This window comes from Pseudomonas sp. MF6767, from assembly GCF_016405475.1.
GTDB lineage: Bacteria > Pseudomonadota > Gammaproteobacteria > Pseudomonadales > Pseudomonadaceae > Aquipseudomonas > Aquipseudomonas paracarnis.
Genome location: NZ_JAEKCY010000001.1, coordinates 434,735 through 454,225 on the forward strand (window position 1 = coordinate 434,735; position 19,491 = coordinate 454,225).

At 60.4% G+C, this 19,491-nt stretch carries 20 protein-coding genes and 1 pseudogene; 13 read left to right on the forward strand and 8 right to left on the reverse strand.

The features are described from left to right. The first annotated feature begins 86 nt into the window (after window positions 1-86). Together JFT58_RS02035 and JFT58_RS02040 are read left to right on the forward strand one after the other, a co-directional pair. The gene (locus tag JFT58_RS02035; protein ID WP_054896025.1) at window positions 87-1,511 is read left to right on the forward strand and encodes an aminotransferase-like domain-containing protein; all 1,425 of its coding nucleotides are present in this window, start codon (window positions 87-89) and stop codon (window positions 1,509-1,511) included. A 61-nt stretch (window positions 1,512-1,572) separates the two neighbouring features. Next, window positions 1,573-3,141 carry a phospholipase D family protein gene (locus tag JFT58_RS02040; protein WP_054896026.1) on the forward strand — a complete coding sequence of 523 codons (1,569 nt, stop codon included), beginning with the start codon at window positions 1,573-1,575 and terminating at the stop codon, window positions 3,139-3,141. Between the two features lie 124 nt (window positions 3,142-3,265). Here JFT58_RS02040 and JFT58_RS02045 read toward each other — a convergent pair whose 3' ends face one another. Both JFT58_RS02045 and JFT58_RS02050 read right to left on the reverse strand, forming a co-directional pair. Then, window positions 3,266-4,408 (reverse strand): MFS transporter, encoded by a 1,143-nt coding sequence (locus JFT58_RS02045; protein ID WP_054896027.1) that lies wholly within the window; start codon window positions 4,406-4,408, stop codon window positions 3,266-3,268. A 178-nt stretch (window positions 4,409-4,586) separates the two neighbouring features. Then, window positions 4,587-6,080: an aldehyde dehydrogenase gene (locus JFT58_RS02050; protein ID WP_054896028.1), complete on the reverse strand. Its 1,494-nt coding sequence runs from the start codon at window positions 6,078-6,080 to the stop codon at window positions 4,587-4,589. 230 nt (window positions 6,081-6,310) lie between these two features. On the opposite strand from JFT58_RS02050, the gene JFT58_RS02055 reads away from it, so the two are divergent. Then, window positions 6,311-6,673, forward strand: coding sequence for a cupin domain-containing protein (locus JFT58_RS02055; protein ID WP_014720478.1), 363 nt, complete (start codon window positions 6,311-6,313; stop codon window positions 6,671-6,673). 148 nt (window positions 6,674-6,821) lie between these two features. Here JFT58_RS02055 and rpmG read toward each other — a convergent pair whose 3' ends face one another. Together rpmG and rpmB are read right to left on the reverse strand one after the other, a co-directional pair. Continuing rightward, entirely contained in the window at window positions 6,822-6,977 is a 156-nt protein-coding gene (rpmG, locus tag JFT58_RS02060; protein ID WP_003176906.1) for a 50S ribosomal protein L33, read from the reverse strand. Window positions 6,978-6,988: 11 nt separating this feature from the next. Further along, a complete protein-coding gene (rpmB, locus tag JFT58_RS02065) occupies window positions 6,989-7,222 on the reverse strand; it encodes a 50S ribosomal protein L28 (RefSeq protein ID WP_003176907.1) in 234 nt (77 codons plus the stop codon). A gap of 457 nt (window positions 7,223-7,679) precedes the next feature. Here rpmB and JFT58_RS02070 point away from each other — a divergent pair, with 457 nt between their 5' ends. Further along, the gene (locus JFT58_RS02070; RefSeq protein ID WP_054896029.1) at window positions 7,680-9,272 is read left to right on the forward strand and encodes an ABC transporter substrate-binding protein; all 1,593 of its coding nucleotides are present in this window, start codon (window positions 7,680-7,682) and stop codon (window positions 9,270-9,272) included. Window positions 9,273-9,397: 125 nt separating this feature from the next. On the opposite strand, the gene radC is transcribed toward JFT58_RS02070, so the two are convergent. Beyond that, the gene (gene radC / locus JFT58_RS02075; protein WP_072445639.1) at window positions 9,398-10,072 is read right to left on the reverse strand and encodes a RadC family protein; all 675 of its coding nucleotides are present in this window, start codon (window positions 10,070-10,072) and stop codon (window positions 9,398-9,400) included. A gap of 142 nt (window positions 10,073-10,214) precedes the next feature. Here radC and coaBC point away from each other — a divergent pair, with 142 nt between their 5' ends. The 5 genes and pseudogenes from coaBC (at window position 10,215) to argB (ending at window position 14,470) form a co-directional block, all read left to right on the forward strand. After that, window positions 10,215-11,423, forward strand: a complete 1,209-nt coding sequence (gene coaBC / locus JFT58_RS02080) for a bifunctional phosphopantothenoylcysteine decarboxylase/phosphopantothenate--cysteine ligase CoaBC (protein ID WP_003195481.1) — start codon at window positions 10,215-10,217, stop codon at window positions 11,421-11,423. A 5-nt stretch (window positions 11,424-11,428) separates the two neighbouring features. Further along, window positions 11,429-11,884: a dUTP diphosphatase gene (dut, locus tag JFT58_RS02085; protein WP_034129254.1), complete on the forward strand. Its 456-nt coding sequence runs from the start codon at window positions 11,429-11,431 to the stop codon at window positions 11,882-11,884. 67 nt (window positions 11,885-11,951) lie between these two features. Further along, window positions 11,952-12,206: a hypothetical protein gene (locus tag JFT58_RS02090; RefSeq protein ID WP_198834283.1), complete on the forward strand. Its 255-nt coding sequence runs from the start codon at window positions 11,952-11,954 to the stop codon at window positions 12,204-12,206. Beyond that, window positions 12,139-13,545, forward strand: a pseudogene (locus JFT58_RS02095) (phosphomannomutase/phosphoglucomutase); the annotation flags it as partial. The gene JFT58_RS02090 and the pseudogene JFT58_RS02095, both read left to right, overlap by 68 nt. A gap of 19 nt (window positions 13,546-13,564) precedes the next feature. Next, a complete protein-coding gene (argB, locus tag JFT58_RS02100) occupies window positions 13,565-14,470 on the forward strand; it encodes an acetylglutamate kinase (protein ID WP_003213275.1) in 906 nt (301 codons plus the stop codon). A gap of 165 nt (window positions 14,471-14,635) precedes the next feature. On the opposite strand, the gene pyrE is transcribed toward argB, so the two are convergent. Next, window positions 14,636-15,280: an orotate phosphoribosyltransferase gene (gene pyrE / locus JFT58_RS02105; RefSeq protein ID WP_054896039.1), complete on the reverse strand. Its 645-nt coding sequence runs from the start codon at window positions 15,278-15,280 to the stop codon at window positions 14,636-14,638. 82 nt (window positions 15,281-15,362) lie between these two features. On the opposite strand from pyrE, the gene JFT58_RS02110 reads away from it, so the two are divergent. Next, window positions 15,363-16,142 carry an exodeoxyribonuclease III gene (locus JFT58_RS02110; RefSeq protein ID WP_003195493.1) on the forward strand — a complete coding sequence of 260 codons (780 nt, stop codon included), beginning with the start codon at window positions 15,363-15,365 and terminating at the stop codon, window positions 16,140-16,142. 59 nt (window positions 16,143-16,201) lie between these two features. Here the strand turns inward: JFT58_RS02110 and JFT58_RS02115 are convergent, their stop codons facing one another. Both JFT58_RS02115 and rph read right to left on the reverse strand, forming a co-directional pair. After that, complete coding sequence (locus JFT58_RS02115) at window positions 16,202-16,570, reverse strand: DUF4870 domain-containing protein (protein ID WP_003195495.1); 369 nt, start codon at window positions 16,568-16,570, stop codon at window positions 16,202-16,204. 22 nt (window positions 16,571-16,592) lie between these two features. Next, entirely contained in the window at window positions 16,593-17,315 is a 723-nt protein-coding gene (rph, locus tag JFT58_RS02120) for a ribonuclease PH (protein ID WP_003195497.1), read from the reverse strand. A 217-nt stretch (window positions 17,316-17,532) separates the two neighbouring features. Here rph and JFT58_RS02125 point away from each other — a divergent pair, with 217 nt between their 5' ends. The 3 genes from JFT58_RS02125 (at window position 17,533) to rpoZ (ending at window position 19,458) form a co-directional block, all read left to right on the forward strand. Continuing rightward, entirely contained in the window at window positions 17,533-18,396 is an 864-nt protein-coding gene (locus JFT58_RS02125; RefSeq protein ID WP_054896040.1) for a YicC/YloC family endoribonuclease, read from the forward strand. Between the two features lie 10 nt (window positions 18,397-18,406). Next, a complete protein-coding gene (gmk, locus tag JFT58_RS02130) occupies window positions 18,407-19,027 on the forward strand; it encodes a guanylate kinase (RefSeq protein WP_019818119.1) in 621 nt (206 codons plus the stop codon). A 167-nt stretch (window positions 19,028-19,194) separates the two neighbouring features. Continuing rightward, window positions 19,195-19,458: a DNA-directed RNA polymerase subunit omega gene (rpoZ, locus tag JFT58_RS02135; RefSeq protein WP_003195508.1), complete on the forward strand. Its 264-nt coding sequence runs from the start codon at window positions 19,195-19,197 to the stop codon at window positions 19,456-19,458. The last annotated feature ends 33 nt before the right edge of the window (window positions 19,459-19,491 follow it).

Consider the following 19,491-nt stretch of genomic DNA (forward strand, 5'->3'; position numbering starts at 1 on the left):
TATTAAATACATACAGATGCTGCCTTTGAGTGGTTGAATCCTGTATTTTTCCCCTATCTGTACTGGTCCCTCGGGAGCGACCACCCATGACCCTTTACGTCAACCTCGCCGAATTGCTCGGCACCCGTATTGAACAGGGCTTCTATCGTCCGGGCGATCGACTGCCCTCGGTGCGGGCCTTGAGTGTGGAACATGGGGTAAGCCTGAGCACCGTGCAGCAGGCGTATCGGTTGCTCGAAGACAACGGCCTGGCGATGCCCAAGCCCAAGTCGGGCTATTTTGTTCCGGTGGGCCGTGAACTGCCGGCACTGCCCGAGATAGGCCGCCCGGCCCAACGACCAGTGGAAATCTCCCAATGGGACCTGGTGCTGGAACTGATTCGTGCGGTGCCGCGCAAAGACGTCATACAGATGGGCCGAGGCATGCCGGATGTATTGTCGCCTACCTTGAAGCCGTTGCTGCGTAGCCTCGCCCGTGTCAGCCGGCGCCAAGACCTGCCGGGGCTGTATTACGACAATATCCTCGGCTGTATGGAACTGCGTGAGCAAATCGCCCGGCTGTCATTGGACTCCGGCTGCCAACTGAGCGCCGAAGACATCGTGATCACCACTGGCTGCCACGAAGCCCTCTCCGCCAGCATTCACGCCATTTGTGAGCCCGGCGATATCGTCGCGGTGGATTCGCCCAGCTTCCACGGTGCCATGCAGACCCTCAAGGGCCTGGGCATGAAAGCCCTGGAAATCCCCACCGACCCGCTCACCGGCATCAGCCTGGAGGCCCTGGAGCTGGCGCTGGAACAGTGGCCGATCAAAGTCATCCAGCTCACCCCAAACTGCAACAACCCCTTGGGCTACATCATGCCGGAAGCGCGCAAACGCGCCTTGCTGACCTTGGCCCAGCGCTTTGACGTGGCGATTATCGAAGACGATGTGTATGGCGAGCTGGCCTACAGCTACCCACGCCCGCGCACCATCAAATCCTTCGACGAAGACGGCCGTGTGCTGCTGTGCAGCTCGTTCTCCAAAACTCTGGCGCCCGGCCTGCGCATTGGTTGGGTCGCACCGGGACGCTATCTGGAGCGGGTGCTGCACATGAAATACATCAGCACCGGCTCTACGGCCACGCAGCCGCAGATTGCCATTGCCGAATTCCTCAAAGGCGGTCATTTCGAGCCTCATTTACGTAGGATGCGTACCCAATACCAGCGTAATCGCGACTTGATGCTCGATTGGGTCAGCCGTTATTTCCCCGCTGGCACGCGCGCCAGCCGGCCCCAAGGCAGCTTCATGCTATGGATTGAGCTGCCGGAGGGCTTCGACACCTTGAAGCTCAACCGCGTGCTGGTGGAACAAGGTGTACAGGTGGCTGTAGGCAGTATCTTCTCCGCCTCCGGCAAGTACCGTAACTGCTTGCGCATGAACTACGCTGCCAAGCCAACGACGCAGATTGAAGAGGCCGTGCGCAAGGTAGGTGCCGCTGCACGCAAGATGCTGCAAGAGACGGCGGACTGACCTTTCCCGAGCAAATGCCGTCATATGCCACAACCGCCCTGACCTGGAAGCAGTTTCCTTGATGATTCGACGGCTTTTACCGTTTTGCCTGCTGGGCGCCCTGGCCCTGGGCGGCTGTGCCACGGTCGACACCCCGCGCATCCCCAGCGATGCCCTGCCGGCGAAGGACTCCTCGTTCGGTCGCTCGATCCAGGCCCAGGCCGCCCCCTACCAAGGACGCTCGGGCTTCCGCTTGCTGCCCAACAGCAGTGAAGCCTTCATGGCACGTGCCGAGTTGATCCGCAACGCCCAGACCAGCCTCGACTTGCAGTACTACATCGTGCACGACGGCATCAGCACACGCATGCTTGTGGACGAACTGCTCAAGGCCGCCGACCGCGGGGTGCGAGTAAGGATTCTGCTGGACGACACCACCAGCGATGGCCTCGACCAGATCATCGCCACCCTCGCCGCCCATCCCAAGGTGCAGATACGCCTGTTCAACCCGCTGCATCTGGGCCGTAGCACCGGCGTCACGCGCGCCATGGGCCGTGTATTCAACCTGTCACTGCAACACCGGCGCATGCATAACAAGCTGTGGCTGGCCGATAACAGCGTGGCCATCGTTGGCGGGCGCAACCTGGGCGACGAGTATTTCGACGCCGAACCTAACCTGAATTTCACAGACATCGACATGCTCAGCGTCGGGCCGGTGGCCGAGCAATTGGGTCACAGCTTCGACCAGTACTGGAACAGCGCCTTGAGCAAGCCTATCGATGACTTCGTCTCGAACAAACCCTCCAAGGTCGACCTCGCCGTCGCCCGCGGGCGCCTTGAAGCCTCCCTGGCTCAGTCCCGTCAGCAGAACCACGCGCTGTATAACCGCCTGCGCACTTACCAGACCCAGCCCCGCATGGACATCTGGCGCCGCGAGTTGATCTGGGCCTGGAACCAGGCGCTGTGGGACGCGCCGAGCAAGGTACTGGCCAAGGCCGACCCCGACCCCCGACTGTTGCTGACCACTCAGCTGGCGCCAGAGCTGGCGGGTGTCAGCCATGAGCTGATCATGATTTCGGCTTACTTCGTACCGGGCCAACCTGGGCTGGTCTACCTCACAGGGCGTGCCGATGCGGGTGTTTCGGTGCGCCTGCTGACCAACGCCCTCGAAGCCACCGACGTACCGGCCGTGCACGGCGGTTATGCGCCGTATCGCAAGGCGCTGCTGGAGCACGGAGTAAAGCTCTATGAGCTGCGCCGGCAACCGGGCGACCCCAGCGCAAGCAGCGGCCCGCACCTGTTTCGGCATGGCAGCTGGCGCGGCTCGGACTCCAGCCTGCACAGCAAGGCGATGATCTTCGACCGAGAAAAGTCGTTTATCGGCTCATTCAATTTCGACCCGCGCTCAGTGCTGTGGAACACCGAAGTCGGCGTACTGGTGGACAGTCCCGAGCTGGCTGAACACGTGCGCAACCTGGCGCTGGAAGGCATGGCGCCGGCGTTGAGCTATGAGGCCAAACTGCAGGACGGCCAGGTGGTGTGGGTGACAGAAGACAACGGCCAGATGCACACCCTGACCCGCGAACCGGGCAGTTGGTGGCGACGGTTCAATGCCTGGTTCGCCACCAGTGTTGGCCTGGAACGCATGCTCTAAAACCCCTGCGGATCACCTGTGGGAGCCGGGCTTGCCCGCGATAACGGTGTGCCAGACAACAAATAAGCTGGCTGACAAACCGTCATCGCAGGCAAGCCAGCTCCCACATTGGCCGCGTTAAAGGTCAGGCCGGCTGCGTAGCGCCGAAAGCCCCCTGGCGCAGCAACAGCACCACCAAACCCAGCGCCCCGGCGGCCATCAGCAGCGGTAGCGCATGCCCGCTGATCCACTGGCTGCCCGCTCCTGCCACCAGCGGCCCGATCAGGCAGCCAATGCCCCACAGCTGCGCCACGTGAGCGTTGGCACGCACCAACGCATCGTCGCGGTAGCGCTCGCCAATCAAAATCAGCGACAAGGTGAACAACCCGCCGGCACTGGCGCCGAACAGCACCCACACCGGCCAGATCAGCAACGTGTGCACCAATAACGGCACCGCCAGGCTCGACGCCAGCAACAGCAGTGCACAGGCCAGAAACAGGGTACGTCGCGGCAGATAGTCGGCCAGCGCGCCAATAGGCAATTGCAGCAACGCATCGCCCACCACCACCGTGCTGACCATCGCCAAGGCGATCTCGGCAGTAAAACCCTGTTGCAGGCAGTACACCGGCAACAGCGTCAGGATCATCGCTTCGAACGCAGCAAACAACGCCACGGCCCAGGCAATCGCCGGCAGGCCCAGGCAAAAGCGCCACAGGTCGCCAAATGTCACGCTGAACGAATCCGCCGTCGGCGCCCCGGTACGTCCTAGCAACAGTAGCGGCGCCACCACCAAAAGGCCTGCGCCGACCCAGAAGCCGTAGTCATGGTCGGTGCCAATCAGGCCCAGCAGCAACGGCCCCGACAGCTGGCTCAAGGCATAGCTGCAGCCGTAGAGCGCCACCAGCCGGCCACGCCACCGCTCGACCACCAATTGGTTGATCCAGCTTTCACCCAGGATAAATACGATGGTCAGGATCACCCCGATCATCAGCCTGAGCACCAGCCACACCGGATAACTGGGCAGGATTGCAAGCAAGCCGATGGACACCGCACCGGCCCACAGGCACAGGCGCATCAGGTTGGCAGTGCCGAGCCAGGACGCCATGCGGCTGGAAACCTTGGCGCCCAGCAGTACGCCGAATGCCGGCATCGAGGCCATTACGCCAATGGCAAAACTGCCATAACCCCAGCCTTCAAGACGCAAGGATACCAACGGCATGCTGACACCCAGGGCCAGGCCAACGCTGAGTACCGAGGCCAGCACGGCGAAATAAGTCGCCCAACGCATTGCCATGCTCCTGTGGATAATTCTGCTTTGCAAAACGAACTGTAGGAGCGAGCTTATGTGGGAGCCGGCTTGCCTGCGATACAGACGCCTCGGTGTGTCAGCCACACCTCAGTGATGCTATCGCAGGCAAGCCAGCTCCCACACAGGCTCGCTCCTACAGGGGGATCAGCCGTGTTGCTTAGAGCTTGATCCAGGTCGCCTTCAACTCGGTGTACTTGTCGAATGCATGCAGCGACTTGTCGCGGCCATTACCCGACTGCTTGAAACCACCGAACGGTGCAGTCATGTCGCCGCCATCGTACTGGTTAACCCACACGCTGCCGGCGCGCAGAGCCTTGGCCGTCAAGTGTGCCTTGGAGATGTCCGCCGTCCACACCGCCGCAGCCAGGCCGTATTGGGTGTCGTTGGCGATGGCGATGGCTTCTTCGGCGCTGTCGAAAGTGATCACCGACAGGACGGGGCCAAAGATCTCTTCCTGGGCGATCTTCATGGCATTGGTCACGCCGTCGAAAATCGTCGGCTCGACGTAGGTGCCGCCGGACTCTTCCAGGGTGCGTTTGCCACCCGCGACCAGCTTGGCGCCATCGGCGTGGCCAGCTTCAATGTACGAAAGCACGGTGTTCATCTGCTGCGTATCCACCAATGCACCCACAGTGGTGGCTGGGTCCAGTGGATTGCCGGGTTTCCAGCCCTTGAGGGCCTCGATCACCAGCGGCAGGAAGGTGTCTTTGATCGAACGCTCGACCAGCAGGCGCGAGCCGGCAGTGCAGACTTCGCCCTGGTTGAAGGCAATGGCGCTGGCGGCGGATTCGGCCGCCGCTTGCAGGTTCGGCGCGTCGGCAAACACGATGTTCGGGCTCTTGCCACCGGCTTCCAGCCATACACGCTTCATGTTCGACTCGCCGGAGCGGATCAACAGTTGCTTGGCGATCTTGGTGGAGCCCGTGAACACCAGGGTATCGACGTCCATATGCACCGCCAGCGCATTACCTACCGTGTGGCCATAGCCAGGCAGCACGTTGAACACGCCTTTTGGAATACCAGCCTCAACGGCCAACGCGGCGATGCGGATGGCGGTGAGCGGGGATTTTTCGGACGGCTTCAGGATGACAGAGTTGCCGGTAGACAGCGCCGGGCCGAGTTTCCAGCAGGCCATCATCAACGGGAAGTTCCACGGCACGATGGCGCCAACGACGCCGACGGGCTCGCGGGTCACCAGGCCCAGTTGATCGTGGGGCGTGGCGGCGACTTCATCGTAGATCTTGTCGATCGCCTCGCCGCTCCAGCTCAGGGCTTGCGCCGCGCCGGGGACGTCGATGTTCAGGGAATCGCTGATGGGTTTGCCCATGTCCAGGGTTTCGAGCAGCGCCAGCTCTTCGGCGTTAGCCTTGAGCAGCGCGGCGAAACGGATCATGACGGACTTGCGCTTGGCTGGTGCCAGGCGCGACCACACGCCGGAATTGAAAGTGGCACGCGCATTTTCCACGGCGCGCTGGGCATCGCTGGCATCACAGCTGGCGACAGTGGCCAGCAAGCGCCCATCCACCGGGCTGATGCATTCGCAGGTGTCACCGGAAACGGCGGCGGTGTATTCGCCATTGATATAGGCGCGGCCTTCGATTTTCAGAGCCTTGGCGCGTTGTTCCCAGTCGGCACGGGTCAGGGTGGTCATGCGAGTGTCCTCCTCTTATTGAATACAAGGGCCTGGGAGGTTTATCCCGGCGCCATCACGAATGCTTGCCCGGCCAGCCTGCTGTTCGGCTCAAGGCAGCTGCCACCCTAAACCAGCGGCTGGGGATGTTTCAATATATTTGACATAACGGCGGCAAACGCCCTTGCGATGTTCATTTTAATAAACATAGACTTTGGGCTCTCCAACTGCAGGCCAGACGGGAAATGCACATGAGCATCCAGGACATCGTCGATTTCAGCCAAGCCAACACCGCCCCCGAACGCTACCGCCCTGCCGCCGAGAAAATCCTCAAGGGCGACCCCGAACAGACACTCTACAACCACTACAACAGCCCATGCGGCCAGATGAACGCGGGCGTCTGGGAAGGTGAAGTGGGCCAGTGGAAGGTCAATTACACCGAGCATGAGTACTGCGAGATCGTGCAAGGCGTGTCGGTGTTGCGCGATGCTGAGGGGAATGCCAAGACACTGCGGGCCGGCGACCGCTTTGTGATCCCTGCCGGTTTCAGCGGTACCTGGGAAGTGCTGGAAGCGTGCCGCAAGATCTACGTGGTGTTTGAAGAGAAAGCCTGATCATTGATTGATCGACAACGGGACGCTAAGCGTCCGAGACGGCATTCCCACGCAGAGCGTGGGAACGATCAGCAGAGCGTGGGGACATCAGGCAAAAAAAAGCCCGCATCGTGAGATACGGGCTTTTTTTCACAAGGAAGAAAATCAATTACTTGATTTTGCCTTCTTTGTAGATCACGTGCTTGCGAACGCGCGGGTCGAACATTTTCTTTTCGAGCTTGTCCGGGGTAGTACGCTTGTTCTTGTCGGTAGTGTAGAAGTGACCAGTACCGGCGCTAGAGATCATTCGAATCAATTCACGCATGATAGAGCTCCTTAGATCTTGCCAGCGGCGCGGATTTCGGCCAGCACGACAGTGATGCCACGCTTGTCGATAATACGCATGCCTTTAGCAGATACACGCAGGCGAACAAAACGTTTCTCTTCTTCAACCCAGAAGCGGTGATGCTGCAGGTTCGGCAGGAAACGACGACGGGTTTTGTTATTTGCGTGGGAAATGTTATTCCCAGTCACCGGACCCTTACCGGTAACTTGACAGACTCTCGACATGCCTCAGCCCTCTAAAACCACATGCCCAACCCGGCATGGGTTGGCCGCTTAATCTCTCAGTCATTTGGCGCCAGGCGCCGCGTTTCTTTAGGGTCTTACCGGCTACACCTACAGTGAAGGAACCGGGCCCCTAGAAAAGAGCGCTGCTTTATACCAGAAAGACCCCAGTGCAACAACAACCTGTGTACTTTTAGCAGCGTAAATCTTGGCCACAAGTGCCTGAACCACTGCCAGGAGGGGCCGCTGTAACAGCCGACCGCTCGTCGCACAGAATGATTTACAACGTCTGCGGTCACAGGGAAGTGCACGGCGAAACACGCTGAGGCGCCATCAAAACAGCATTTTGGCCAAAAGCACAGGCAAAAATGGGCTAGTCATTTATCAATCAGACCTCTACGGTAGGCTTTTTCCAGACTGCACTCGCAGATGGGCCTTCGATCTGCACAGGAAACCGAATATGCGCCTCGCTGCCCTACCGCTATTGCTTGCCCCTCTCTTTATTGCGCCGATGGCCGTTGCGGCCACCAACTTGAGCGTATGCACCGAGGCCAGCCCCGAAGGGTTCGATGTGGTGCAGTACAACTCACTGACCACCACCAACGCCTCGGCCGACGTGCTGATGAACCGTTTGGTGGAATTCGACGCGGCCAGTGGCAAGTTGGTACCGAGCCTTGCAGATAGCTGGGAAGTGTCGCCCGATGGGCTGACGTACACCTTCAAACTGCACCCCGATGTGAAATTCCATCGCACCAGCTATTTCAGCCCAAGCCGCACCCTGACGGCCGAAGATGTACGCTTCAGCTTCGAGCGCATGCTCGACCCGGCCAACCCGTGGCACAAGATCGCCCAGAGCGGCTTTCCTCACGCCCAATCCCTGCAATTGCCGGCACTGGTCAAGAAAATCGACGCCCTTGACCCACTGACCGTACGCTTCACCCTCGACCATGCCGATTCCACCTTCCTCCCAGCACTGAGCATGGGCTTTGCGTCGATCTATCCGGCTGAATATGCCGATAAATTGCTCATGGCCGGCACACCCGAGAAGCTCAACAGCCAGCCAATCGGCACCGGCCCGTTTGTGTTCGTGCGTTTCCAGAAAGATGCCGTGGTGCGTTACAAGGCCAACCCGGACTACTTCGCCGGCAAACCGGCGGTGGATAACCTGATTTTCGCCATCACCCCGGACGCCAACGTACGCCTGCAGAAGCTGCACCGCGATGAATGCCAGATCGCCCTGTCACCCAAGCCCCTGGACGTGGGCGAGGCCGAAAAAGACGCGGCGCTGAAGGTGGAAAAAACCGCCGCCTTCATGACCGCGTTCGTCGCTATCAACAGCCAGCACCCACCGCTGGACAAGCCCGAAGTGCGCCAGGCGATCAACCTGGCCTTTGATAAGGACAGCTACCTCAAGGCCGTATTCGAAGGCACCGCCGAAGCGGCCAACGGTGTCTACCCGCCGAACACCTGGAGCTATGCCAAAGAGTTGCCAGGCTACCCGCAGGACCTCGCCAAAGCCAAGGCGCTGCTGGGCCGCGCCGGGCTCAAGGACGGCTTCAAGACCACAATATGGACCCGCCCTACCGGCAGCCTGCTGAACCCCAACCCGAACCTCGGCGCCCAACTGTTGCAGGCCGACCTGGCCAAGGTTGGCATCCAGGCCGAGATTCGCGTGATCGAATGGGGCGAGTTGATCCGCCGCGCCAAGGCCGGCGAGCACGACTTGCTGTTCATGGGCTGGGCCGGGGACAACGGCGACCCGGATAACTTCCTGACGCCGCAGTTCTCCTGCGCCGCGGTAAAGTCCGGCACCAACTTTGCCCGCTATTGCGACCCCACCCTGGATAAGTTGATCAGTGCGGGCAAAACCACCAGTGAGCAAGGTGTGCGCAGCAAGCTGTATCAGCAGGCCCAGGCGCAGATCCAGCAACAGGCGCTGTGGCTGCCACTGGCGCATCCGACGGCGTTTGCCTTGACCCGCCAGAACATCCAGGGGTACCAGGTAAGCCCGTTCGGGCGCCAGGACTATTCGAAAGTCAGCCTCAAGCCCTAAGGCACACCCCCCCACCTGTAGGAGCGAGCTTGCTCGCGAAAATCGTCAACGATGACGCGGAAAAACCTGACACCCCACGGGGCCCTCTGGTTTTTCGCGAGCAAGCTCCTACAGAGGCAGGGCCGTTACAGCCAACCGTATTCAGCCATAGACAGCGGGTCACCATCGCCCACGATGATGTGGTCCAGCACCCGCACATCCACCACGTCCAGCGCCTTTTGCAGCAGCTTGGTCAATTTTCGATCAGCCGCGCTGGGCTCCGTGCTTCCCGACGGATGGTTATGACACAGGATCAATGCCGCCGAGTTGTACGCCAAGGCGCGCTTGACCACCTGTCGCGGGTAGACAATCGCAGCGTCGATCGTGCCTTGGGACATGACCTCGAACCCTAGCACCCGATGCTTGGAGTCCAGGAACAGGCAGCCGAAGATCTCATGGGGCTCATGGCGCAGCAGTGCCTTGAGGTACTCGCGCACGGCCAGCGGGCTTTCCAGCACAGAGTCAGCCCGCAAGCGCTCAGCCAGGTGGCGCCGGGACATCTCCAACACCGCCTGCAACTGGGCAAACTTCGCCGGCCCCAGCCCCAGATGCTGGCTGAACAGCGTCTGGCTGGCCTCCAGTAACGGGCGCAGGCCACCGAATTGGGCCAACAGATGGCGCGCCAGATCCACCGCACTTCGGCCGGCCACCCCCGTACGCAGGAAGATCGCCAACAGCTCGGCATCAGACAGGCTCGCCGCGCCGCCTTCCAATAACTTCTCCCGTGGACGCTCTGCCACGGGCCAATCACGAATACTCATCCCACCTCCCTGTATCTGCTCCGCTGTTGCCCGGCGGGCGCTGTGTTATCGTAGGGCCCTCTTTTTTGCCTGCGATTTCACCTGGGGAGGGGTCATCGCAGGTGTCATTGAACTGGCATCACTGAACTGGAAAGGCAAACCAATGCAGCGTCTGTATCGGAAACGCATCGTTCTCGGCGTCGGCGGCGGCATTGCCGCCTACAAGAGCGCAGAGTTGGTTCGCAGGCTCCTGGACCAGGGCGCCGAAGTGCGCGTGGTCATGACCCGTGGTGGCAGTGAGTTCATCACCCCGCTGACCATGCAAGCGTTGTCCGGCCACCCGGTTCACCTCGACCTGCTGGACCCGGCCGCAGAAGCCGCCATGGGCCATATCGAACTGGCCAAATGGGCCGACCTGGTGCTGATAGCCCCGGCCACTGCCGACCTGATCGCCCGCCTGGCCCAGGGCATTGCCGATGACCTGCTCACCACCCTGGTATTGGCCACCGACGCCACCGTCGCTATCGCACCGGCCATGAACCAGGCCATGTGGCGCGATCCGGCCACCCAGGCCAATACCCAACTCCTGCAAACCCGCGGCCTCAAGGTGTTCGGCCCGGCTTCCGGCAGCCAGGCCTGCGGCGACGTCGGCCTGGGCCGCATGCTCGAAGCCACCGACCTGGCGCAGTGCGCAGCCGAGTGCTTCCAGCATCTGGCCCTGACCGGCAAGCACGTGCTGATCACCGCCGGCCCGACCCAGGAAAACATCGACCCGGTGCGCTACATCACCAACCATAGCTCAGGAAAAATGGGCTTCGCGTTGGCAGAAGCTGCGGTCGAGGCAGGCGCACGGGTCACACTGATCACCGGCCCGGTACATTTGCCGACCCCTGATCGCGTTACGCGTATCGACGTAGTCAGCGCCCGGGACATGTTGGCGGCCTGCGAAGCCGCCATTCCCTGCGACCTGTTTATCGCCTCGGCAGCGGTTGCGGATTACCGACCCGAGGTCGTGGCCCCGCAGAAGCTCAAGAAAGACCCTACGAGCGGCGACGGCCTGCTCCTGCAAATGGTGCGTAACCCGGACATTCTGGCCACCATCGCTACCCGTCCGGACCGTCCGTTCAGCGTCGGCTTCGCAGCCGAGACCGAGCACCTGCTGGACTACGCCGCACGCAAACTGAAAGACAAAAACCTCGATTTGATCGTTGCCAATGATGTCGCCAACCCGAGCATCGGCTTCAACAGCGAGGAAAATGCGTGCAGCGTGATCGACCGTGAACTGCACGCCACCCTTTTCGCCCAGACCAGCAAGGGCAAGATTGCCCGCCAACTGATCTCTTTTATCGCCCAACGGCTGAACCAGGTTTAATGTCCATGCACGCTTTGCAAGCCAAGATTCTCGACCCACGCCTCGGCAGCGAATTCCCTCTGCCGGCCTACGCCACGCCGGGCTCCGCCGGCCTGGACCTGCGCGCCATGCTCAAGCAAGACACCGTCCTTGAGCCGGGCCAGACCATCCTGATTCCCACGGGCTTGTCGATCTATGTCGGCGATCCTGGCCTGGCGGCGCTGATCCTGCCGCGCTCCGGCTTGGGCCATAAACATGGCATCGTGCTAGGCAACCTGGTCGGCCTGATCGATTCCGACTACCAGGGCGAGTTGATGGTGTCGTGCTGGAACCGTGGCCAGACTGCTTTCAACATCGCCGTCGGCGAGCGCATTGCCCAGTTGGTATTGGTGCCGGTGGTGCAGGCGCATTTCGAATTGGTACAGGAATTCGACGAAACCCAACGTGGTGCAGGCGGTTTTGGGCATTCCGGCAGTCACTGACTAAGCTGAACGTGGCCGGGCGCAATCGTCCGGCCACACACCGCCGCCCGGCCTTTCAGGATAAAGAATGCGCGGAAATGATCATCGAGATTTCTATAATAAAATCAAAGATTTAGGTAAAAATAATGCCGAGGCCGAAGCGCCGATGGCATTTTTACACCACGAACTCTCTGCCGAAAACGCCGTCATACCCTTCAGTTTGAGCCTGCCGGCCAGCCACATCAGGCCCGCCTTGCCCCCTTTCAGATGGAGTTTCCCCCGCGATGAGTACCGCAGCCCGCGTAGCCCCGACCTTTCCCGACAGCATTTTTCGCGCCTATGACATCCGTGGTGTGGTCCCCAAAACCCTGACCGCCGAAACCGCCTACTGGATCGGCCGCGCCATCGGCTCCCAGAGCCTGGCCCAAGGCGAACCCAACGTCTCGGTAGGCCGTGACGGCCGCTTGTCCGGCCCGGAGTTGGTCGAGCAACTGATCCAGGGCCTGGCTGAAAGCGGCTGCCATGTCAGCGACGTCGGCCTGGTGCCAACCCCCGCGCTGTACTACGCCGCCAACGTACTGGCGGGCAAATCCGGGGTCATGCTCACCGGCAGCCACAATCCGTCGGATTACAACGGCTTCAAGATCGTCATCGCTGGCGACACCCTCGCCAATGAACAGATCCAGGCCCTGCACACCCGCCTGAAGACCAACGACTTGACCAGCGGCACCGGCAGCATCACCAAGGTCGATATCCTCCAGCGCTACTCCGATGAAATCACTCGCGACGTCAAGCTCGCCCGCCGCTTGAAAGTCGTGGTGGACTGCGGCAACGGCGCAGCGGGTGTGATTGCCCCGCAATTGCTCGAAGCCCTGAACTGCGAAGTGATCCCACTGTTCTGCGAAGTGGACGGCAACTTCCCCAACCATCACCCGGACCCAGGCAAGCCGGAAAACCTGGTAGACCTGATTGCCAAGGTCAAGGAAGTGGGCGCCGACGTCGGCTTGGCCTTCGATGGCGACGGCGACCGTGTGGGCGTGGTGACCGAAACCGGCGAGATCGTGTTCCCGGACCGCCTGTTGATGCTGTTTGCTCGAGACGTGGTTGCGCGCAATGCCAACGCCGAGATCATCTTCGATGTGAAATGCACTCGTCGCCTGACGCCATTGATCAAGGAATACGGTGGTCGCCCGCTAATGTGGAAGACCGGTCACTCGTTGATCAAAAAGAAAATGAAGGAAACCGGCGCGCTGTTGGCCGGTGAAATGAGCGGCCACGTCTTCTTCAAGGAGCGCTGGTTCGGGTTTGACGACGGTATTTACAGCGCCGCTCGCCTGCTGGAGATCCTCAGCAAGGAGAAATCCACGGCCGAAGAGCTGTTTCAGACCTTCCCGAATGATATTTCTACGCCAGAGATCAATATCCATGTGACCGAGGAGAGCAAATTCAGCATCATTGACGCATTGCACGATGCGCAATGGGGTGAAGGCGCCAACCTGACCACCATTGATGGTGTGCGAGTCGATTACGCCAAAGGCTGGGGCCTGGTTCGCGCGTCCAACACCACACCGGTGCTGGTCCTGCGTTTCGAGGCGGATACCGAAGCGGAGTTGCAGCGCATCAAGGACGTGTTCCACGCCCAGTTGAAACGTGTTGCCCCTGATCTCCAATTACCGTTCTGATTTTTGCCCGGAGCCCTGAATGACCCTCGAACGCGAAGCCGCTGCCAACACCGCCAAGGTCCTGTCCGAAGCGTTGCCTTATATTCGACGCTACGTCGGCAAGACGCTGGTGATCAAGTACGGCGGCAATGCCATGGAAAGCGATGAGCTGAAAACCGGCTTTGCCCGCGACATCGTGCTGATGAAGGCTGTGGGGATCAACCCCGTGGTCGTCCACGGCGGCGGCCCGCAAATTGGCGACCTGCTCAAGCGTTTGTCGATCGAGAGTCACTTCATCGATGGCATGCGTGTCACTGACGCGCAAACCATGGACGTGGTGGAAATGGTCCTCGGCGGCCAGGTCAACAAAGACATCGTCAACCTGATCAACCGCCACGGCGGCAGCGCCATCGGACTGACCGGCAAGGATGCGGAACTGATCCGCGCCAAGAAACTGACCGTGACCCGCAAGACGCCGGAGATGACCCAGCCGGAAATCATCGACATCGGCCAGGTGGGCGAAGTCATCGGCATCAACACCGATTTGCTCAACCTGCTGGTCAAGGGCGACTTCATCCCGGTAATTGCGCCGATCGGCGTGGGTGCTAATGGCGAGTCCTATAACATCAACGCCGATCTGGTAGCCGGTAAGGTGGCGGAAGCACTGAAGGCTGAAAAACTGATGCTGCTGACCAACATCGCCGGCTTGATGGACAAGGAAGGCAAGGTACTGACCGGCTTGACTACCCAGCAGGTAGACGACCTGATCGCCGACGGCACCATCTACGGCGGCATGTTGCCGAAGATCCGTTGCGCACTGGAAGCCGTGCAGGGCGGCGTCGGCAGCTCGCTGATCCTGGATGGCCGCGTGCCAAATGCAATACTGTTGGAAATCTTCACCGATACCGGTGTCGGTACGTTGATCAGTAACCGCAAGCGCCCTTGATCGCTGCAAAGCAAAAGGCCCCGCTCAATTGAATTGAGCGGGGCCTTTGTTTGTACACAGTTCAAATGTGGGAGCTGGCTTGCCTGCGATGACGACAGTACATGCAAAAATGCACCGCCTGACACATCGCTATCGCGGGCAAGCCCGCTCCCACAGGATTCAGTGTCAGACGCCGAACTGCTCGCGGTATGCACGCACAGCCGGCAAATGTTGCTTGAGCTGCGAGTCATCTTCCAGGAACTGCAACACCTGGTTCAACGACACGATGCTCACCACCGGAATGCCGAAGTCACGCTCCACTTCCTGGATCGCCGACAACTCACCGTTGCCACGCTCCTGGCGGTTCAAGGCGATCAACACACCGGCAGCCTTGGCGCCGTCCTGGGAAGCGATGATCTGCATCACTTCACGGATAGCAGTACCCGCGGTGATCACGTCATCGATGATCAGTACATCGCCGGTCAATGGCGCGCCGACCAGGCTGCCACCTTCACCATGGGCCTTGGCTTCCTTACGGTTGAAACACCACGGCAAGTCCTGCCCGTGATGCTCCGCCAGGGCTACCGCCGTCGCCGCTGCCAGGGGAATACCCTTGTAGGCCGGGCCAAAGAGTACGTCGAAGGAAATACCGCTCTCAACGATGGCTGCCGCATAGAAACGGCCCAGCTGAGCCAGGGCCGAACCTGAGTTGAACAGGCCCGCATTGAAGAAGTACGGGCTGATGCGCCCGGACTTGAGGGTGAACTCACCGAAGCGTAAAACGCCGCGATCGATGGCAAAACGAATGAAATCGCGCTGATACGCCTGCATGAAAAAAGCCTCAGATACCACGGATTTAGCTAATTGGGTGGACGGCGTGTATCATACACGCACGCGATTTTTGGGGCCATTTATGCGGATCATCAGTGTGAACGTTAATGGTATTCAGGCTGCAGTCGAGCGTGGTTTGCTCAGTTGGCTGCAAGCACAGAATGCCGACGTCATCTGCCTGCAGGACACCCGTGCCTCCGCCTTTGAACTGGACGACCCAGCCTTCCAACTGGATGGCTACTTCCTTTATGCCTGCGATGCCGAAGTGCCCACCCAAGGTGGCGTGGCTTTGTACTCGCGGTTGCAACCCAAGGCGGTCATCAGCGGCCTCGGCTTCGAGACAGCCGACCGCTACGGGCGTTACCTGCAAGCCGATTTCGACAAGGTCAGCATCGCGACCTTGCTGCTTCCTTCCGGGCAAAACGGCGATGAAGACTTGAACCAGAAATTCAAGCTAATGGACGATTTCGCCCGTTACCTGGATAAACAGCGACGCAAACGTCGCGAGTACATTTATTGTGGCTCGCTGTACGTGGCGCAACAGAAGCTGGATATCAAGAACTGGCGCGACAGCCAGCAATCCCCGGGCTTCCTGGCGCCAGAACGCGCCTGGATGGACGAGATTGTCGGCAACATGGGCTATGTCGATGCCCTGCGTGAAGTCAGCCGCGAAGGCGACCAGTACAGCTGGTGGCCAGATAACGAACAGGCTGAGATGCTCAACCTGGGCTGGCGTTTCGACTACCAGCTGCTGACCCCAGGTCTGCGCCGGTTCGTACGCAGTGCACGCCTGCCGCGCCAGCCGCGCTTCTCGCAGCACGCGCCGCTGATCGTGGACTACGACTGGACATTGACCATCTGAGGTCTTTTTCCAGGTACAAAAAAACCGACAGTGATGTCGGTTTTTTTGTGGCCGCCCGGTTACTTGACCAGGCGCCAGGTCCACGGATAGCGATAGGCAATGCCTTTGTTGGCCTTGATACCGGCGATGATCGTCAGTATCAACGCACCAATCACCAGCACGGTCATCAGCAAGAAGCCAACGACCACGAAGCCCAGCAACAGGCACACCAGCCAGGCGATCGCCACGGTGATCTGGAAATTCAGCGCCTCCTTGCCCTGGTCATCGATGAGCGGGTCCATGTCCTTCTTGAACTGCCACAGGATCAACGGCCCCAGCAAGCTGCCGAAGGGGAATACCAACCCCAGGAATGCCGCAAAATGACACAACATTGCCCACTGGCGTACTTCCTTGGACGGGGCCGGGACCGGCAACTGGCTGTCATTCATGGCGCTTCTCCTTGGGGCCGGCTCAGTCAGCCAGCGCGGCGTTCTGCAATTCAAAGATTTCGGTCATGCCTTTCTGGGCCAAGGCCAGCATGGCGTTCAGCTCAGCCGGCTGGAATGGCGCGCCTTCGGCAGTGCCCTGCACTTCGATGAAACCACCGGTGCTGGTCATGACCACGTTGAGGTCGGTCTCGGCGGCCGAGTCTTCCAGGTAGTCCAGGTCCAGCACAGGCTCGCCCTGGTACATGCCAACAGACACAGCGGCGATCATCTGCTTGAGCGGGTCACCCGCTTTCAGGCCGCCACGCTTCTTGATGACTTTCAAAGCGTCGACCAGGGCCACCATGGCGCCGGTGATGGACGCCGTGCGGGTACCGCCGTCAGCCTGGATCACGTCGCAGTCGACGTAGAGGGTGACGTCACCCAGCTTGGACATATCCAGGGCGGCACGCAGGGAGCGGCCGATCAGGCGCTGGATTTCCAGGGTACGCCCGCCTTGCTTGCCACGGCTGGCTTCACGCTGGTTACGCTCGCCAGTGGCGCGCGGCAGCATGCCGTATTCAGCGGTCAACCAACCCTGGCCCTGGCCCTTGAGGAAGCGCGGCACGCCGTTTTCGACGCTGACAGTGCAGATGACCTTGGTATCGCCAAACTCGACCAGTACGGATCCCTCGGCGTGTTTGGTGTAGTTGCGGGTGATGCGGATCGAGCGGAGCTGATCGGCAGCGCGACCACTTGGACGTTTCATAGGGGATACCTGTACTGAGGACGAAAAACTGCCGAGCATTATAGAGCCGCAAGCCGGTTCGAGGCACTTCTAAAAAATTCGGTTACGAATGGTCAGGCGATCGGCCATTGTTTTGGCGCACCCGCCCCACTGCGCTACACTCCTGCGCCTTCGCAGCCTGTCGGCTTCAATTTACCCATCAGCCCGTATTTGCGGGACTGCATCGCGAGGTACCTCCATGGTGCACAGCATGACCGCCTTCGCCCGTGTCGAAAAAGCCGGGGCCCAAGGCACCCTCAGCTGGGAACTGCGCTCGGTCAACAGCCGTTACCTGGAGCCGCACCTGCGCCTGCCGGAGTCGTTCCGCGACCTTGAAGGCGCGGTTCGTGAAGCGCTGCGCCAGGGCATCTCCCGCGGCAAGCTGGAATGCACTCTGCGCTTTACCGAAGAAACCACCGGCAAGCCGCTGCAGGTCGACCGAGACCGCGCCGCCCAACTGGTGGCCGCGGCCGAAACCATCGCCGGCCTGATCAAACAGCCAGCCGCATTGAACCCTCTGGAAGTATTGGCCTGGCCCGGCGTGCTGGTGGCCGACGCGGCAGACCCACAGGCCTTGAATGCCGAAGCCCTCGCCCTGTTCAACCAGGGCCTGAAGGAGCTCAAGGCCGGCCGTGAACGCGAAGGCGCCGAACTGGCGCGCCTGATCAACGAGCGGCTGACATCGATCGAAGCCGACGTAGTGACCCTGCGCGAATTGGTACCGCAGATGCTCGCCACCCAGCGCCAGAAGGTCCTCGACCGCTTCACCGACATGAAGGCCGACCTCGATCCGACGCGCCTGGAACAGGAAATGGTCCTGCTCACGCAGAAGAGCGACGTGGCCGAAGAACTCGACCGCCTGAGCACCCATATTCTTGAAGTGCGCCGCGTACTCAAGTCCGGCGGTGCCGCCGGTCGGCGCCTGGACTTCCTGATGCAGGAACTCAACCGCGAAGCCAATACACTGGGCTCCAAAGCGTTCGACCCGCGCAGCACCACGGCGGCGGTCAACCTCAAAGTGTTGATCGAGCAAATGCGCGAACAAGTACAGAATATTGAGTAAGGCACCCTCCATGACCCACAGCACCGGCACCCTTTACATCATTTCCGCCCCTTCGGGCGCGGGCAAGAGCAGCCTGGTCAAGGCCTTGACCGACGCTGACGAGCAGATCCGCATTTCGGTCTCGCACACCACCCGCGCCATGCGCCCGGGCGAAGTGGACGGCGTGCACTATCACTTCGTCGAGCGTACCGAGTTCGTCAAGATGATCGAACACGGTGACTTCCTGGAGCGCGCCGAAGTGTTCGGCAACCTCTACGGCACCTCGCAGAGCCACCTGCAACAGACCCTGGACGAAGGCCACGACCTGATCCTGGAGATCGACTGGCAGGGCGCCGAGCAAGTGCGCCAGCTGATGCCCAAGGCGCGCTCCATCTTCATCCTGCCGCCATCGCTCCAAGCCCTGCACCAACGCCTGACCAACCGCGGCCAGGACAGCGATGAAATTATCGAGGGCCGCATGCGTGAAGCCGTCAGCGAAATGAGCCACTACGTCGACTACGACTACCTGATCATCAATGACGACTTTACCCACGCCCTGGATGATTTGAAGGCGATTTTCCGCGCCAACCAACTGCAGCAAAAGCGCCAACAGCAGCGTTTCGGCAAATTACTCGCCGAATTGCTCGGCTGATTGACTCTTCCCAAAACAGCTGCAAGGGCCTTACATTGGCACTTGTAGCGGTTTTGCGAAGGCCTGCGAAAAATCAGCGCTTCCCTAAACGCTGGTGATTTTTTAAACTGCTCAGTCCGCTCGCCCAACCGGGCAGCGCGCATCTTGCATTCGCTCCGAGGAATACCATGGCCCGCGTAACCGTTGAAGACTGCCTAGAACACGTGGATAACCGCTTTGAGCTGGTCATGCTCTCTACCAAGCGTGCCCGTCAACTGGCCACTGGCGGCAAAGAGCCTCTGGTCCAGTGGGAAAACGACAAGCCTACCGTTGTAGCCCTGCGTGAAATCGCTGAAGGCCTGATGAGCTACGAGTTCATCGCCAACGCCGAAATCGTTGAAGACGAACCGCTGTTTGCAGCGTTCGAAGGCGAGTCCAACGAGGACGTCTAAGCCTATGCCTGGTCGACGTAGCACGGCGCGGGG